Source organism: Paenarthrobacter sp. RAF54_2 (assembly GCF_052113945.1).
GTDB lineage: Bacteria > Actinomycetota > Actinomycetes > Actinomycetales > Micrococcaceae > Arthrobacter.
Genome location: NZ_JBFRDV010000019.1, coordinates 94,273 through 110,307, shown reverse-complemented (window position 1 = coordinate 110,307; position 16,035 = coordinate 94,273). Strand labels below are relative to the sequence as shown.

At 62.8% G+C, this 16,035-nt stretch carries 12 protein-coding genes; 7 read left to right on the top strand and 5 right to left on the bottom strand.

Annotation, left to right across the window (positions count from 1 at the left end):
- Positions 1-3 precede the first annotated feature (3 nt).
- From AB4Y87_RS18920 to AB4Y87_RS18905, 4 genes are all read left to right on the top strand, one after another.
- Positions 4-1,092, top strand: a complete 1,089-nt coding sequence (locus AB4Y87_RS18920) for a fatty acid desaturase family protein (RefSeq protein WP_431119551.1) — start codon at positions 4-6, stop codon at positions 1,090-1,092.
- 85 nt (positions 1,093-1,177) lie between these two features.
- A complete protein-coding gene (locus tag AB4Y87_RS18915; protein WP_442005823.1) occupies positions 1,178-2,143 on the top strand; it encodes a quinone oxidoreductase family protein in 966 nt (321 codons plus the stop codon).
- A gap of 125 nt (positions 2,144-2,268) precedes the next feature.
- A complete protein-coding gene (locus tag AB4Y87_RS18910) occupies positions 2,269-6,225 on the top strand; it encodes a Pls/PosA family non-ribosomal peptide synthetase (RefSeq protein ID WP_442005822.1) in 3,957 nt (1,318 codons plus the stop codon).
- A gap of 13 nt (positions 6,226-6,238) precedes the next feature.
- Positions 6,239-7,582 (top strand): M1 family metallopeptidase, encoded by a 1,344-nt coding sequence (locus tag AB4Y87_RS18905; protein ID WP_442005821.1) that lies wholly within the window; start codon positions 6,239-6,241, stop codon positions 7,580-7,582.
- Here AB4Y87_RS18905 and AB4Y87_RS18900 read toward each other — a convergent pair.
- From AB4Y87_RS18900 to pheS, 4 genes are all read right to left on the bottom strand, one after another.
- On the bottom strand, positions 7,579-8,232 hold the full coding sequence (locus tag AB4Y87_RS18900; protein ID WP_442005820.1) for a 4'-phosphopantetheinyl transferase family protein: 654 nt from the start codon (positions 8,230-8,232) through the stop codon (positions 7,579-7,581). The two genes, AB4Y87_RS18905 and AB4Y87_RS18900, sit on opposite strands and share 4 nt — an antisense overlap.
- Positions 8,233-8,250: 18 nt before the next feature.
- A complete protein-coding gene (locus tag AB4Y87_RS18895; protein ID WP_442005819.1) occupies positions 8,251-9,222 on the bottom strand; it encodes an aldo/keto reductase in 972 nt (323 codons plus the stop codon).
- Positions 9,223-9,425: 203 nt separating this feature from the next.
- Positions 9,426-11,969, bottom strand: coding sequence for a phenylalanine--tRNA ligase subunit beta (gene pheT, locus AB4Y87_RS18890; protein ID WP_442005818.1), 2,544 nt, complete (start codon positions 11,967-11,969; stop codon positions 9,426-9,428).
- A 2-nt stretch (positions 11,970-11,971) separates the two neighbouring features.
- Entirely contained in the window at positions 11,972-13,033 is a 1,062-nt protein-coding gene (pheS, locus tag AB4Y87_RS18885; protein ID WP_223936608.1) for a phenylalanine--tRNA ligase subunit alpha, read from the bottom strand.
- Positions 13,034-13,196: 163 nt separating this feature from the next.
- On the opposite strand from pheS, the gene AB4Y87_RS18880 reads away from it, so the two are divergent.
- The gene (locus AB4Y87_RS18880; protein ID WP_442005817.1) at positions 13,197-13,616 is read left to right on the top strand and encodes a hypothetical protein; all 420 of its coding nucleotides are present in this window, start codon (positions 13,197-13,199) and stop codon (positions 13,614-13,616) included.
- Positions 13,613-14,245, top strand: coding sequence for an SIMPL domain-containing protein (locus AB4Y87_RS18875; RefSeq protein ID WP_442005816.1), 633 nt, complete (start codon positions 13,613-13,615; stop codon positions 14,243-14,245). Before AB4Y87_RS18880 ends, AB4Y87_RS18875 begins: the two co-directional genes overlap by 4 nt.
- On the opposite strand, the gene pcp is transcribed toward AB4Y87_RS18875, so the two are convergent.
- Positions 14,214-14,861, bottom strand: coding sequence for a pyroglutamyl-peptidase I (pcp, locus tag AB4Y87_RS18870; protein WP_442005815.1), 648 nt, complete (start codon positions 14,859-14,861; stop codon positions 14,214-14,216). The genes AB4Y87_RS18875 and pcp overlap by 32 nt on opposite strands.
- Before the next feature lie 77 nt (positions 14,862-14,938).
- On the opposite strand from pcp, the gene AB4Y87_RS18865 reads away from it, so the two are divergent.
- Complete coding sequence (locus AB4Y87_RS18865; RefSeq protein ID WP_442005814.1) at positions 14,939-16,033, top strand: Rv2578c family radical SAM protein; 1,095 nt, start codon at positions 14,939-14,941, stop codon at positions 16,031-16,033.
- Positions 16,034-16,035 lie beyond the last annotated feature (2 nt).

Here is a 16,035-nt window from a genome sequence, read left to right as displayed (position 1 = left end):
TATATGGCACCCACGTCCACCGCTGAGCGCCCCAAAACACGCGCAATTCAGCCAAACCCCGTTGTCCAAAGCTATTCGGAGCTCCTCAAGAGCGTGAAAGCTGCCGGCCTCCTCGAACGGCGCAGCGGGTTCTACATCTGGCTCTTCGTAGCCCTCATGATCCTCATGGCCGCCACCTGGACAGGCTTCGCCCTCTTGGGTGATTCCTGGTTCCAGCTCCTGATCGCTGCCGCCGTGGGTATCTTCTGTACACAGTTGAGCTTCCTGGCCCACGAGGCCGGGCACAAGCAGATCTTCGCCTCGCGTCGTGCCAACGATTGGTCGGCCCGCCTCCTGGCAACAGGAATCGCAGGCATCAGCTACTCCTGGTGGGAGCAAAAGCACGGTGCCCACCACAACCATCCCAACGTCATTTCCAAGGACCCCGACATCCGGAACAACGCGCTGGTCTTCTACGAAGATGCAGCCGCCGAACGCAAGGGACGCCTGGCCTTCCTGACCAAGAAGCAGGGATGGTTCTTCTTTCCGCTCCTGACACTCCTTGGCCTGAGCCTGCAATTCGACTCACTTCGCTTTATCTTCGGCAAGCAGAAGGTACGCCACCGCTGGGTGGAGACGCCTATCCTCGTTGCCCGTCTTACCGCTCTTCCCGTCCTCGCCTTCACGTTCCTCCCCATCGGTATGGCGTTTGCGTTCCTCGGCGTCCAGATCATGGTCTACGGCTTCTACATGGGTGCTTCGTTTGCCCCCAACCACAAGGGCATGCCGGTCCTTCCCAAGGACAGCCGCGTAGACTTCCTCAACCGCCAGATCCTCACCTCGCGCAACATCTCGGGCGGACGCTTCATGGACTTCCTGCTGGGCGGACTGAACCGCCAGGTAGAACACCACCTGTTCCCTGACATGGCCCGGCCCCACCTTCACAAGGCCGCAGGAATCGTCCGCGAATTCTGCACGAAGCACTCCATCCCCTACACGGAAACCACGCTGATTCAGTCCTATGGAATAGTGGTCAGCTACCTCAACGAGGTAGGCCTGGCAGCTGGACGTGGCTTCGACTGCCCCGTCGCTTCGACGCACGGACGCTTCTAGGCCTCCGCAACCCTAGGCGGCATCCTTCATAGGATGGATCCTGGAACCGGGCACCGGAAGGACCGTCCCGGAGTAAGGAGCCACCATGACGCACGCCATTGTTGCCAACGAGCCCGGAGGACCTGAAGTCCTCGAATATGCCTCCGTGGAGCCACCAGTACCAGGTCCCGGGCAGCTGCTGATCAAAGTCGCAGCTGCCGGGGTCAATTTCATCGAAACCTACCAGCGCAGCGGCACCTACAAGGTTGACTACCCCTTCACCCCCGGCGCGGAAGCGGCCGGTACGATCGAAGCAATCGGTGAGGGTGTGGAGGACTTTGCGGTAGGCGACAGGATTGCCACGGCCGAAGGCTCCAGGACGTACGCTGACTACGCGATTGTGGAAGCTGAGAAGGCGCTACCCGTGCCGGCCGGCGTCGATGATCACACTGCCGCCGCCCTGCCCCTGCAAGGAATTACCGCCCACTACCTCATGAACTCCTCCTTCCGCGTGGAACCCGGGCACACGGTGCTGCTGCACGCGGGAGCCGGCGGTGTGGGGCTGCTGCTGACCCAACTCCTGAAGGCACGGGGGGCACGGGTCATCACCACCGTTTCTTCCGATGAAAAGGCCGACCTCTCCAAGCTCGCCGGCGCCGACGAAGTCCTGCGCTATGAAGGCTTCGCGGACAGGGTCCGCGAGCTTACCGACGGCGAGGGCGTGAACGTGGTGTACGACGGCGTGGGCAAGGATACGTTCGACGACTCCCTCCGAAGCCTGCGCATCAGGGGGACGATGGTGCTCTTCGGCGCCGCTTCAGGGCCCGTCCCCCCGTTCGATCCCCAACGACTGAACTCCGGCGGGTCCCTGTCGTTGACGCGCCCCACGATGGGCCATTTCGTCCAGAACAGGCACGAGCGGCGTTGGCGTTCAGCTGAGATCTTTGAAGCCGCAGCGAACGGTACGCTGGCGGTTCGCGTCGGCGCTACCTACCCCCTGGCCGAAGCGGCACAGGCGCACCGGGACCTTGAAGGGCGCCTCACCACAGGAAAAGTCCTCCTGCTTCCGTAGTCGCCCCGCTCAACCTCCACTGGGCGGTTCAGCTATGACCGCTAAGCGAACATCTGTGCAACAAACCGTGACGGGCAGGAAGCGTCCGACACCTTTTGTTCACCTTTCTGGGAAAAGCTGACTGCGTGAGCACAGAACATTCTGCCGTGGCCGGGAACACACCTGCCTTGGCTACCTATCGCCCCCAATTTCCGGGGGCTTCTGCAGCACCGGCCCAGCGGACCCTGGTGGATATCCTCGAGACGACTGCGGCAGCTTTTCCGGAATCCTCGGCGCTGGACGATGGCCGGAAGTCACTGAGCTACACCGAACTCCTGGGAGCAGTCCGAGCGTTCGCGCGGACCCTGAACGCCGCTGGTCTTGGCCGAGGGGACAAGATGGGCGTCCGCGTCCCATCCGGCACCAGCGATCTCTACATCGCCATCCTGGGAATCCTCATGGCCGGAGCAGCGTACGTCCCAGTTGATGCGGACGACCCCGACGAGCGCACCAGGCTGGTTTTCGGCGAAGCAAAGGCTGGCGCTGTGGTTGGCGCCGGTCTGGACCTTGACCTGGCAGGCGAGGCACGGCAGCCTGTGACTGAGCCGCAGAAACCCGGGCTGGATGACGACTCATGGATCATCTTCACCTCGGGTTCCACGGGTACGCCGAAGGGTGTAGCCGTCACTCATCGTTCCTCGGCCGCTTTCGTGGACGCCGAAGCCCGTCTATTCCTTCAATCCGACCCGATCGGACCGCAGGACAGAGTCTTGGCAGGCCTATCGGTTGCGTTCGATGCTTCCTGCGAGGAGATGTGGCTGGCCTGGCGGCACGGCGCCTGCCTGGTACCGGCTCCGCGCGCCCTTGTCCGGACCGGCATGGATCTGGGCCCATGGCTCATCAACCACGGCATCACCGTTGTTTCCACAGTGCCCACCCTCGCTGCCTTATGGCCAGTCGAAGCGCTCGAGAATGTGCGTCTCCTCATCTTCGGTGGGGAGGCCTGCCCGCCTGAACTTGCAGAACGGCTCGCCGTCGACGGTCGTGAAGTCTGGAACACCTACGGGCCAACCGAGGCTACGGTGGTGGCATGCGCGGCGCCCTTGGGCGGACCCGGCCCCGTTCGGATCGGACTGCCGTTGGACGGCTGGGACCTCGCCGTCGTCGATTCTGCCGGCGTTCCCGTGGCCGAAGGCGAAATTGGGGAATTAATCATCGGCGGAGTCGGACTGGCCCGATACCTGGATCCCGGCAAGGACGCTGAGAAGTATGCGGCCATGCCCACCCTGGGCTGGGACCGCGCCTACCGGTCCGGGGACCTTGTGCGCTTCGAAGCCGAGGGGTTGGTCTTCATCGGCAGGGCCGACGAACAGGTCAAACTCGGTGGGCGACGGATCGAACTGGGCGAAGTCGATGCCGCACTGCAGGCGCTGCCTGGGGTGGCAGGTGCGGCCGCCGCGGTGCAAACGACGGCAGCAGGTAACCAAATCCTTGTCGGTTACCTTGCGGCCACCGAGGGCTACGTACTGGACCTGGACGAAGCCCGCAGACGGTTGAGCGGGAGCCTGCCGGCAGCATTGATCCCCCTGCTGACGGTTGTTGATTCGCTGCCGACAAAGACCAGCGGCAAAGTGGATCGTCGCGCGCTTCCGTGGCCTCTTGCCGGGGCCGGGGCCAAGGAGGCCCGCCAAGCACCGCTGAATTTGCCGGACGACGCCCGATGGATTGTGGAGCAGTGGGAATCGGTCCTCGGCAGCCCTGTGAGCTCCCTCGATGCGGACTTCTTCGCGTACGGTGGCGGTTCACTGGCGGCCGCACAGCTTGTTTCCGCATTGCGCGTTCGCTACCCGATCATCACCGTGGCGGACATCTACGCGACACCGCGGGTGGGGGCACTCATAGATACTGCCCGGCAGTCACTTCCCGACGGCGGCATGCCCGGTCCCGTTGCGGAGCGCACGGTACGGCCCACTGCGTTTAGGTCGCAGGTCTTCCAAGTGCTCATGGGCGTACCACTGCACATCTTGGTCGGGATGCGGTGGTTGACCTACCTCATGGCTGCCAACAGGCTGTTGGCCGATTTCGCTGGGTTCACTGCGGCCCCCGTTGTTTCCTGGTGGTGGATCGGGGCATCCTGGCTGGTCTTCGTCAGTCCGCTCGGCCGGATGGCGATCTCGGTGGTGGCTGCCCGCATCCTGTTGGACAAGGTTGAGCCAGGAACATATCCCCGATCCGGCAAGACGCACCTGCGGCTTTGGCTGGCTGAGCAAATACAGGACCTCTCCGGTGCCATTGGTCTGGCCAGCGCACCGTTCGTTCCATACTACGCACGGGCCCTCGGCGCGAAGATTGGAAGGGACGTCCATCTGCATTCTTTGCCGCCGGTAACCGGTCTACTGTCCTTGGGAACTGGCGCCAACATTGAGCCGGAGGTGGATCTCTCCGGCTGGTGGGTGGACGGCGATTCTGTCCACATAGGGCAAATCCATGTTGGCGCTGGAGCCGTGGTGGGCTCCCGAAGTACGCTCATGCCCGGTGCAACCATCGGCGCAGGCGCACACGTCGAAGCAGGGTCTGCCGTGCTGGGCAAGGTGAAGGCCGGGCACCTCGTGGCCGGCTCCCCGGCCGGACGCCGCGGAAAAGCAAAACACGACTGGCCTGAGCCCAGCAACCGGCGTTCCCTGATGGACCGGCTCTGGTTCTCCGCCTTCGCTGCTGCGTCGGCATTGCTGGCATTGATCCCTTACATTTCAGCGTTCGCAGGCGCGATGGTGGTCCTTGCTTTCATCCAAGGCCATGACTCCCTGGAGACTGCAGTCCCCCGGATTGCACTTGCACTGCCTCTCGCAGCCCTCGTCTGGTTCTTCGGCAACCTCATCCTTATCCTGGCCGTGGCGCGGCTCCTCGGCTTGGGCTTGAAGGAAGGCTATTACCGGGTCCGAAGCCGCATTGGCTGGCAGGTTTGGGCCACTGAGCGGTTGCTGGACATGGCGAGGGACCTGCTTTTCCCCATCTACGCAAGCCTCTTCACTCCACTGTGGCTACGCCTGCTGGGGGCCAAAGTGGGCAAGAACGTGGAGGCATCAACTGTGCTGTTGGTGCCCAGGATGACCACCATCGGCGATGGTGCTTTCCTCGCAGACGACACCATGGTGGCGTCCTATGAACTCGGCGGCGGCTGGATGAGGATCGCCCCTGCCAAAATCGGAAAACGCTCATTCCTGGGCAACTCGGGCATGACGGCAGCGGGACGGAATGTGCCCAAGAATTCACTCGTGGCGGTGCTCTCGGCAACGCCTGCAAAAGCGAAGTCAGGGACCTCCTGGCTGGGCAGCCCGCCTGTCAGACTGCGCCGGACCGCCGTCGACGCCGACCAGACCCGGACGTTCCAGCCGCCCCTGAAACTCAAGGTAGCCAGAGCACTGTGGGAGGCATGCCGGCTTGTCCCGGTCATCCTCACGGTCGCCATCGCAGCCAGCGTGATGTTGGCCTTGGATTGGATTGCCCGTGGTTGGGGTTACGGGATAGCGGCCCTGCTGGGCGGTGTTGTGGTTCTGGCAGCAGGTGCCGTGGCCGCGTTCAGTTCCATCATTGCCAAGTGGGTCCTGGTGGGTGCCATCCGGGCCGGCGAACACCCACTGTGGAGTTCGTTCATTTGGCGGAACGAGGTAGTGGACACCTTCATCGAGATGGTGAGCGCACCGTGGTTCGCCCGTTCGGCAGCGGGCACGCCGGCCCTGGTGTGGTGGCTTCGCGGCCTCGGAGCGAAAATTGGGCGGGGAACGTGGTGTGAAAGCTATTGGCTGCCCGAGGCTGACCTCGTGACACTTGGGGAGAACTCCACCGTCAACCGGGGCTGCGTTGTCCAAACACACCTCTTCCACGACAGGGTCATGAGCTTGGATACGGTCACGTTGGGAAATGGTGCCACGATGGGACCACACGGCGTCATCCTCCCCGCGGCCAGCATCGGGAACGGCGGAACTGTCGGGCCGGCGTCGTTGGTCATGCGCGGCGAAACCGTGCCGGCCGGAACATACTGGATGGGAAATCCGGTGAGTCCTTGGGAGGGTCCGGCAGCACGGGCCGCCCGACTCAAGTAGATTGGGGCAGATCATGACGGAACCGATCACCAAACTTGTGGTCAATGCCGACCCCTACACGCTGGACCACGGCAGCACGAGCTACCGTGTGGATCGTTACGAATTGGATCTCGATGTCAGGCTCGGCAGTAACAAGCTGATCGGAAAAGCGATCCTCCGCTGCACTGCCTTGGAGCCTGCTGCCCAGATAGTCCTGGACCTGGTGGGCCTTCGGGCATCCAAAATCCAGGTGGATGGCAGGAAGGTCCAAAAGTTCAGCCAACGGGCCGAACACCTTGTGGTCACCACTTCGTCCCCCTTGAAGACTGGTCAGMCGTTTGTCCTTGAGATCCGCTATGAGGGCAACCCACAACCGCGACGCGGCTTGTGGGGCGAAGTCGGTTGGGAAGAACTGAACGACGGCGTCCTGGTGGCCGGCCAGCCGAACGGCGCAGCATCGTGGTTCCCTTGCAACGATCATCCCCGCAGCAAATCCTCGTTCCGGATCTCGGTGACCACGGATGACAATTACCGACCGGTGTGCAACGGCCAGCTGGTATCCCGATCACGAAAATCAAGCCGCGAGACCTGGGTCTACGAACATTCCGAGCCCATGGCCACATATCTCGCCACACTGCAGATCGGCCGTTACGTGATGATCCCGCTCAACCCTGCAGACACCCATCATCGGGTCCCGCAGTTCGCCGCGGTCACTGCGGACATGGCTGGCGACGCCCGCCAAGGGCTTCAACGCCAGCCGGACATGATGAAGACGTTTGAGGACTGCTTCGGCCCCTATCCGTTCAGCGATTACACCTCGGTTGTCACCGAAGATGAGTTGGAAATCCCGTTGGAGGCACAGACCGTCTCCATTTTTGGCCGCAATCACATGCGCGGCACGTGGGAGGCCGAACGATTGATCGCCCATGAGTTGTCTCACCAGTGGTTTGGTAACTCCCTGACTGCCAGCAACTGGAAAGACATCTGGCTCCACGAGGGGTTCGCCTGCTACGCCGAGTGGCTATGGTCCGAGGAGTCCGAAACCATGCCAGTCGCGGCCCGCGCCTTGGCCGCTTGGAAAAAGCTCGACGCCGGGCCGCAGGACCTGCTGGTTGGCGATCCCGGTCCGGAGCTGATGTTCGATGACCGCGTGTACAAGCGCGGCGCCCTTTCGCTCCACGCCGTCCGCCTGGCAGTCGGGGACGAAGCGTTCTTTGGGCTGCTGCAGCATTGGACGGAGCGGAACCGGCACGGATCCATTTCCACGGCAGCATTTATCGATGCCGCCGATTCTTTCATTCCAGGGTTGGATGCCGGGGGCATCCTTCGGCCATGGCTCTACGAGGCGGCACTTCCTCCACTAGCGTCGCCTCTTTAGCCCACTGCCAAGGCGGCGACGAAACCTTCCGGCAGATCAATGCCCGCATCGCCGCTGCTGTTCAGGTCCGGCAAGCCCGGACGCTCCAGCACATCCACCTCCGCCGGGTTCCTTCGAAGGCCTTCCCCGGTCATCTTCAGCCAGGCCTCCTTACGCGCCCAGAGCTGGGCACGCTGCTTTTTGCGCTGAGTATCTGGCACCGAGGTGAGGAACCGTTTCTCATCTGTGGTTAGGGCGACATCGTCAAAGCCCACGAACGCTGCTTGATCAGTCGCTTCAAGGTCCACTCCCAGCCGGAGGCCAAGCCTTGGATTCACGACGCCGGCCAGCAGCAACCAGCCCTGCGCTTTGGACGCGCTCAGCGCGAGAGGCGCGGGCACGCCGTCGAGCATGAAGCCTGGACGGCCGTGGTCCCGTCCGTGACCGCATTGAGGGCAGTGATAGTCGGGGTTCAGTCGGTTGGGGCTTACCCCAAGGAGCGAGGCCGCGAAGCGGTGCAGGGCAACCCGGCCGGCGATGAATTCTTCCCGAGCCTTGGTGCTGGCGAACCGCTGTGCGCGTTCCATGGCAGCCGGCCCGAGCTCCTGAACGGCAGAGTCCGGAACGGGGACGTCGGCGAGCTTCTGGAGCTCAAGCACAGGGCTTTGCACTATCGCAGTTCCTTCCGATCAGGACGTGGACCCGTCAGTAAGCGCTGAGACCGCATCCAGCTGCTTCGGCGTGAGCTCGAGGTCCGCTGCCGAGGCGTTGGCGCGGAGTTCGTCGACGGTCTCGGCCCCGACGATCACCGAGGCCACGGCAGGACGGGAGAGCAGCCACGCCAATGACACCTGCTGCATTCCGAGCCCCCATTCTCTGGCCAGACGGTCGAGCTTGCGGGCAACGGCGATCTCGGACTCCGAATATCCGGGTCCACCATAGCGCTTGTCCCCCGCAATTTCGCGATCCAGAACACTCAGATCGGCGAGCAGGCCGCCGTGCAGCGGCGCGTAGGGGACGATCGACACCCCGAACCGCACGCAGGCGGCGCTCAGCTCCCGCTCGACGCTGCGGTCCAGGAGGTTGTACATTACCTGCGCAGCCACGGGAGCAGAGACCAGCCGACGGTCATCGGCGATCCACAGGGCCTCGGCCACCTGCCAGGCCGGGTGGTTGGACAGCGCGACGTAGCGCAGCTTTCCTTGGCGGATCAGGTCGTCGTAGACAGCAAGTGTCTGCTCCAGCGGCGTATTCGGATCAGGGAAATGGGCGTAATAGAGGTCAATGCGGTCTGTGCGCAACCGGCGCAGGCTCTGCTCAACCTGCTGGATGATGTACCGGCGTGAGAGACCGGCATCCGGGTCGAAGCGGCGCTCCCCCGACTTCGTGGCCAGCACCACCTCATCCCGATGACCGGCGAGGGCGCGACCAAGGATCTCCTCTGCCGACGCCCGCTCCGAGGCAGGCGGGGCACCAGGCCGGTCGAATGTCGGCGTGGAGCCGTAAACGTCTGCGGTGTCGAAGAAGTTGATGCCCAGGTCCAGGGCTGCTTCGACCACGCCATTAGCTTCGTGTGCGCTCGGTGCTACGCCGAAGGTCGCGGTGCCCACGCAGATACGCGACACACGCACGCCGGTCGGGCCGAGAACGGAGTACTTCATCCTGAGGATTCCTATCTGCGGGTTCGGTCCGGCTGGGACGTGGAGCGATCGTTCAGGACGTCCCTGACGGCTACGAGCCGCGGCTGAGTTTAAACACTAACCAATTGGCTATATTTCGGCACGCCAGCACCTCCGCGTGGGGAGGCAACTGAAAAAAATCCCCGGAACCAGGAGGTTCCGGGGATTTCTTCGCAGAGAGAGGCCTAGCGCTGGACTGCTCCGAAGCGCTCCGAAGCAACAGCCGCGGCTCCGGCGCGGGCCTCCGAGGCCTCGTCGGCCGTCAAAGTGCGGTCGTCGGCACGGAAGCGAAGGCCGAAGGCCAAGGATTTCTTGCCTTCCTCAATCCCGGGTCCAACGTAGACATCGAATAATGCGACGTCTTCGAGGAGTTCGCCCGCACCTTCACGCAATGCTGCAAGGACCTGGTCAGCCGGCACCTCCTGCGGAACGACCAGGGCCACATCCTGGGTTGCCACTGGGAATCCGGAGATGTGCTTGGCAACAATGACGTCGGCAGCAGCTTCAAAGAGCGCCTCCACGTTGACCTCAACCGCCACAGAGCGTGCTGGCATGTCGTGGGCTGCGAGGAGCTTCGGGTGCAGCTCACCGGCGTATCCCACCACGTCGCCTGACCGCAGCGCGAGCTGTGCGGCACGTCCGGGATGGAATGCCTGGTGGCTTCCCTGGCTGACGACAAGTTCAACACCGAGAACATCCGCGATGAGTCGGGCCACATCCAAAGCATCTGCCCAGTCCCAGGGACGCGGCGTGTGCGTCGCCGCCGCAGGCGAATCGTGGCCGGTCAAGACAGCGGCGATGTGCAGCGGCTGGTGCGGGACGCCGTCGTACAGTGCATCCAGTACCTCATCGGAAGGCTTGATGCCCAGCGGCGGAATGGATTCAGTACCGAGCTTCTCGCCGGGCAGGAAGACAGAGCCGGCCTCGTAGAGTGCCAGGTCACGGAAACCGCGGGAGTGGTTGCGGCGCGCAACCTCGATCAGTCCCGGCAGGATGGACGTACGGAGGTAACCGTTTTCCTCGCTGATGGGATTCGCCAGCTTCAACGCCGCACGTTCTTCGCCTTCCGTCGGCACGCCGAAGGTGTCGTTGGCTACCTTGGCCACGAACGGATAGGACAAGACCTCCGTCAGCCCGGCGTCTGCCAGTGCCTGTACGACGCGGCGCTTCTGCTGCTGGCTGCGGCTCAGGCCACGCCCCGGAGGCGCCACGGGCAGGGTGGCCGGGATGTTGTCATAACCAACCAAGCGGGCAATTTCCTCGGAGAGGTCTTCCTTGGTTTCAAGGTCGTTGCGCCAGCTTGGAGCCGTCACCAGGTAACCGGTGGCAGTCTTTTCCACGGCAGCACCCAGATCCACCAGGGATGTGGTGATCTGCTCTTCCGTGAAGTCGATGCCGATACGGGCGGCAGCGAACTCTGCCGGCAGTTCAATCGTGACGGCGTCAGGGGCCGTTCCGACGTCGGTACCGGTCTCGTCAGCTGTGCCACCAGCGAGTTCAACCAAAAGGTCCACGACGCGCTGGGCGGCGATACTGGCAACGTGCCAGTCAACGCCGCGCTCGAAACGCTTGGAAGCCTCGGACGGGAGCTTGTGCCGACGACGCGAACGGGCAATAGATACTTCATCGAAGTGCGCGGCTTCCACCAGGATGTTCGTGGTGGAATCCGAAACCTCGGTGTGGGCACCGCCCATGACCCCGGCAATGCCGATGGCTCCGGAGTCATCAGTGATCAGCAGGTCTTCGACGTCGAGCGTGCGCTCTTTGTCGTCCAGAGTGGTGATCTTCTCCCCCGCCACGGCACGGCGGACCACGATGTCGCCCGCAAGCTTGTCGAGGTCGTAGCAGTGGTTCGGCTGACCGAGCTCAAGCATGACGTAGTTGGAGATATCAACGGGCAGGGAGATGGAACGGACGCCGGCCAGACGAAGACGGGCGGACATCCAAGGCGGCGTGGGACGGGAAGCGTCCACGCCACGCACTGTGCGTGCCACGAAGCGGTCACAGCCCGGCTTGCCATAGATGGGGGCGTCGTCGTTGAGCTTGACGCCGTAACCGCCTTGGAGGCTGGCCGGAGCGTTGACCTTGGAGGCCGGGTCAACGAAGGATGTTCCGGTGGCGTGTGCGTACTCGCGTGCCACACCACGGATGGAGAAGGCGTAGCCGCGGTCCGGGGTGACGTTGATTTCTGCAGCCTGGTCATAGAGACCAAGGAGTTTCATCGCATCCGTGCCGATTTCCGGATCCAGCCCAATCCGTGAGAGGACCAGGATTCCGTCGTGGTCATCGCCGATACCCAACTCGCGGACGGAAGCGATCATGCCCGCAGACAGGTGGCCGTAAGTCTTCCGCGCCGAAATCTTGAAGTTTCCGGGCAGCACAGCTCCGGGAAGCGTGACAACAACTTTGTCGCCTTCCACGAAGTTGTGGGCACCACAAATGATGCCCTGCACGCCGGAGGGATCGATTCCCTCGCCAGTCAGGGTCTGTTCCTGCCCTTCAGGGACAACACGGACCTGGCACCAGTTGATGGTCTTGCCATTGGATTGCGGTTCCTTGACCAGGCTCAGCACCTGGCCAACCACGATGGGACCCGTGAGTTCATCCGTGGGACGGTGGACTTCTTCTTCTTCGAAACCGACCTTGACCAGGTCCGCCATGACATCTTCGGCCGTAGCATCGGCCGGAACCTGCGCAAATTCACGCAGCCAGGAAAGTGGGATACGCACTGTTAGATCTCCATCCCGAAGTGCTCGCTGAAACGTACATCGCCCTCGATCATGTCGCGCATATCGCCGACCTCGTTGCGGAACATGAGCGTGCGCTCGATGCCCATGCCGAAGGCAAAACCTGAATAGACGTCCGGGTCGATGCCGGCAGCCCGGAGGACGTTGGGATTGACCATGCCGCAGCCACCCCATTCGATCCAGCGGGGACCACCCTTGGCACCGGGGTGCCAGATGTCCAGCTCAGCAGAGGGCTCGGTGAACGGGAAGTAGTTCGGGCGCAGGCGAATGGAGGCTTCGTCGCCAAACATCTGGCGGGCGAAGTGCTCCAAGGTTCCACGGAGATCGGCCATGCTCAGGTTCTTATCGATCGCCAGGCCTTCGAACTGGTGGAAGACAGGCGTGTGCGTTGCATCGAGCTCATCAGTGCGGAACACCTTGCCCGGGCACAGCACGTAGATGGGAACTTCGCGCTCCAGCATGGAACGCACCTGCACCGGAGAGGTGTGCGTGCGCATGAGCAGGTGTGCCTCGGGAGGCTCCACGAAGAACGTATCCTGCATTTCACGGGCCGGGTGGTCCGGCTTGAAGTTCAGGGCGTCAAAGTTGAACCACTCGGACTCGACCTCTGGGCCTTCGGCAATTTCCCAGCCCATGCCGACGAAGATGTCCGAAACACGGTCCTGCAGCGTGGACAGCGGATGACGCGCTCCCGCCCGGCGTCGACGCGGAGCAGCCGTGACATCAACGGTTTCCTCCACCAGGATCCGGGCGTCGTTCTCGGCTTCCAGGACTTCGGTCCGGGCTGCGAGCGCTTGGTTGACCCGGCCGCGCGAGGATCCCATGAGCTTTCCAGCCGCAGCCTTGTGCTCCTTGGCGAGGCCACCGATTTCACGGTTGGCCAGGCTCAGGGGCGACTTCTCTCCGGTGTGGGCGAGGCGGACAGCCTTGAGTTCTTCGAGGGAGGAGGCAGCCGCAATCGCGGCGATCGCATCCTCAACGGCGGCGTTGATGGCGGCTTCATCCAGCGGATTCGGGATGGCAGCGCCTGGCAAAGTGTCAGTCATCTACTGTTCTTAGCTACGAGTCGGGAGCGGCCGGCATGGCTGGCCTGCAAAACGAAAGGGCAGTGCTCACCACGGATGGCAGGCACTACCCTTCAGTCTAGTTGAAGCTCACAGGCGCCATTTAACCCCTGGTTTGTGTACGCCACGGGTCTAGCATGGCTTCATGACTCCCGGGCAGCGCTTACGGCAAGTTGCCAACATGCTGAACCTGACCACACCGTTGGGGCTGCTGGTCGCGCGGACGTCCCGATCGCGCATTTCGCGTGGGCCTCGGGGACTGCTGATAGCAGCAGGGTATGCGTGGAAGCTTCCACACGCCGGGGCGTTTACGGTGGGGAACGTCATCCTCTACCGCGCAGCCCACGGCGTGGCAGGACGCAACGAGCTGCTCCTTGCCCACGAGGAACGGCACAGCACTCAGTACGCCTACTGTCTGGGGTTGCCGTTCCTCGTTTTCTACGGTGTCGCCGCCGGCTGGTCCACGCTGCGTGCGGGCAATCCGGCGTCGAGGAATTTCTTTGAACGGCAAGCTGGACTCGCAGCGGGCGGCTACATTGACCATCGAATCGAGGCCGAAGCATGAAACGCACCATTACCGTCACGGGAACGGCGAGCGCCAAGGCAGTTCCGGACCTGGTGACACTGACTCTGGGCGTGGAGACGCGACGGGAGACTGCGTCCAAGGCATACGACGACGCCGGCCAGGCAGCCGCCGCCGTCGTCGCCAGTTTGCGGGCGGCTGGCCTGCAGGACGCCGATATGCGCACCAGCGGCTTAAACCTTCGGGCAGACCTCGTGTGGGTAGAGGGACAAGGACAGAGGGTCGCTGCCTATGTGGCGACCACCAATGTTCGCGTCAGCATCCGCTCACATGCCCAAGCTCCGGCCACCATCGCTGCCGCGGTAGCCGCCGGTGGGGACGACATCCGGATCAACGGCATAGAGCAGGGTTGTGCAGATATATCCCCGGTTACTAAACAGGCGCAGGAAGCGGCATGGCAGGACGCGCTTCAGCGGGCTGAACAGTACGCGTCCTTAGCGTCCGCCCGGCTGGGCTCCGTGGTTTCGATTTCCCAGCAACCTATGCCCGGCTCCCCCATTCCGATGGGTGTACTCGTTAGGGCCTCCGCTGCTGAAGCACTACCCATCGAGGCAGGAGAGTCGTCGGTAGCGGCAAGTGTCAGTGTGGAATGGGAACTTTTGAAACCCTAGGTCCATCCAATGGCACTTGGAGCGCCGTCCGCACCACCACTGCGATACCAGCGGCCATGGCCTCCAGCGGCATCGACGGCGTCGGGTTCCCCTCGGGCACCTGCTCCGGAAGATAGGGAAGATGGACAAATCCTCCCTGAACGCCGTCCTTACTTGCGAGGGCATGCATCAGCGCATAGAACACGTGGTTGCAGACGTAGGTTCCTGCAGACTGCGAGATCTCACCCTTGATGCCTTCGATCTGCAGGTTCCGTAGGGCGGCTTTGATCGGCAGCGTCGAGAAGTAGGCCACCGGTCCACCAGGAACCACTTCCTCGTCGATAGGCCGCTTGCCCTTGTTATCCGGGATGCGGGCGTCATCACAATTGATGGCTACACGCTCCAGGGAGACCCTTTCCCGTCCTCCAGCCAATCCAGTGCACACCACGACGTCCGGCGTCAGGGTTTCGACGGCGGCCAGCAGGACTGTCGCCGCTTCACCGAACACGCAGGGCAGCTCTAGAGCTTCCACTTTGTGCCCCTCGGAGCGAAGGATGTCCCGCACGCGCAGGACAGCCTGCCAGGAAGGATTAACCTCCTCTTCGCCAAACGGTTCGAAGCCAGTCAGCAGAATCATGGGCCAACCTTAGCAATGTCCGGAATCGGCATTTGAGGTCCTTGACATTAGTTCGAACATACATTCGAATAGAGTCCATGAGATGGGACGCACAAGCACTTTCGCCAACGCGTGGACTGGCGTCCGAAAGCGTTGGCAGTATGGCACCTGGCCCTGCCCCGGCCATGGACGCACTACTGCCGCTGGCCGGGCTTGTGCGTTCCGTCTCAACACCCGAATTCTCCGGAGTCACCTTCCATGAGGTCACCGCAAAGTCAGTGCTCAACAGGGTGCCTTCGGGTTCCAATATGCCTTTCGAGTGGACAGTGAACCCCTACAGGGGCTGCAGCCATGCCTGCGTCTATTGCTTCGCCCGGAAGACGCACACCTACCTGGAGTTCGACGCCGGACGCGACTTCGACTCCCAGGTTGTAGTCAAGATCAACGCGGCAGAGGTCCTTCGGAAGGAACTGGCCAAGCCCTCTTGGGAACGGCACCAGGTTGCCCTCGGAACCAACACAGACCCCTACCAGCGCGCCGAAGGCCGATACGCGCTGATGCCGGGGATCATCCGGGCCCTCGCCGATTCAGGCACACCGTTTTCGATCCTGACCAAGGGCACGTTGCTTGCCCGGGATATTCCCCTGCTCAAGCATGCAGCCGCCCAAGTCCCAGTAGATCTGGGCATCTCACTGGCCATGACCAACGAGGACCTTGCTGAGATTGTTGAGCCCGGCACCCCCTCGCCGAGGGCCCGCCTCAAGCTCATCGCGCGCCTGCGTGAAGCAGGTTTGGGTTGCGGAGTGATGGCCATGCCCATCCTGCCTTGGCTCACGGATTCAGACGAGGCCCTTGAGTCCCTGTTCTCAGAACTCTCCAAGGCCGGCGCCACAGGCGTCACTGCGGGAGCCCTCTACCTCAAGCCCGGTACACGAGAGTGGTACATGAAGTGGCTCGCCGCCCACCATCCCGAACTTGTAGGACGATACCGCCGCCTGTACGGGCAGGGATCTTATGCGTCAAAAGAGTACCGTTCCTGGTTGTCGGCCAGGATCAATCATTTCAAAGCCAAGCATGGCTTTACTGGAACACAAGGCTTCAGCCACCGTAATGCCCGGCCAGCCACCACTGCCGCCTCGGTCACGGATAGTGCCCTTGGGACGCCGTTGCCAGGGCAGGAGCCACTTTTCTAGGC

What these genes read in the sequence shown, in the direction of transcription:
- pheS (WP_223936608.1), bottom strand. Translation starts at nt 13,033, where the DNA reads ATGACTGACACTTTGCCAGGCGCTGCCATCCCGAATCCGCTGGATGAA.
- AB4Y87_RS18895 (WP_442005819.1), bottom strand. Translation starts at nt 9,222, where the DNA reads ATGAAGTACTCCGTTCTCGGCCCGACCGGCGTGCGTGTGTCGCGTATC.
- AB4Y87_RS18880 (WP_442005817.1), top strand. Translation starts at nt 13,197, where the DNA reads ATGACTCCCGGGCAGCGCTTACGGCAAGTTGCCAACATGCTGAACCTG.
- AB4Y87_RS18865 (WP_442005814.1), top strand. Translation starts at nt 14,939, where the DNA reads ATGAGATGGGACGCACAAGCACTTTCGCCAACGCGTGGACTGGCGTCC.
- pcp (WP_442005815.1), bottom strand. Translation starts at nt 14,861, where the DNA reads ATGATTCTGCTGACTGGCTTCGAACCGTTTGGCGAAGAGGAGGTTAAT.
- AB4Y87_RS18915 (WP_442005823.1), top strand. Translation starts at nt 1,178, where the DNA reads ATGACGCACGCCATTGTTGCCAACGAGCCCGGAGGACCTGAAGTCCTC.
- AB4Y87_RS18920 (WP_431119551.1), top strand. Translation starts at nt 4, where the DNA reads ATGGCACCCACGTCCACCGCTGAGCGCCCCAAAACACGCGCAATTCAG.
- AB4Y87_RS18875 (WP_442005816.1), top strand. Translation starts at nt 13,613, where the DNA reads ATGAAACGCACCATTACCGTCACGGGAACGGCGAGCGCCAAGGCAGTT.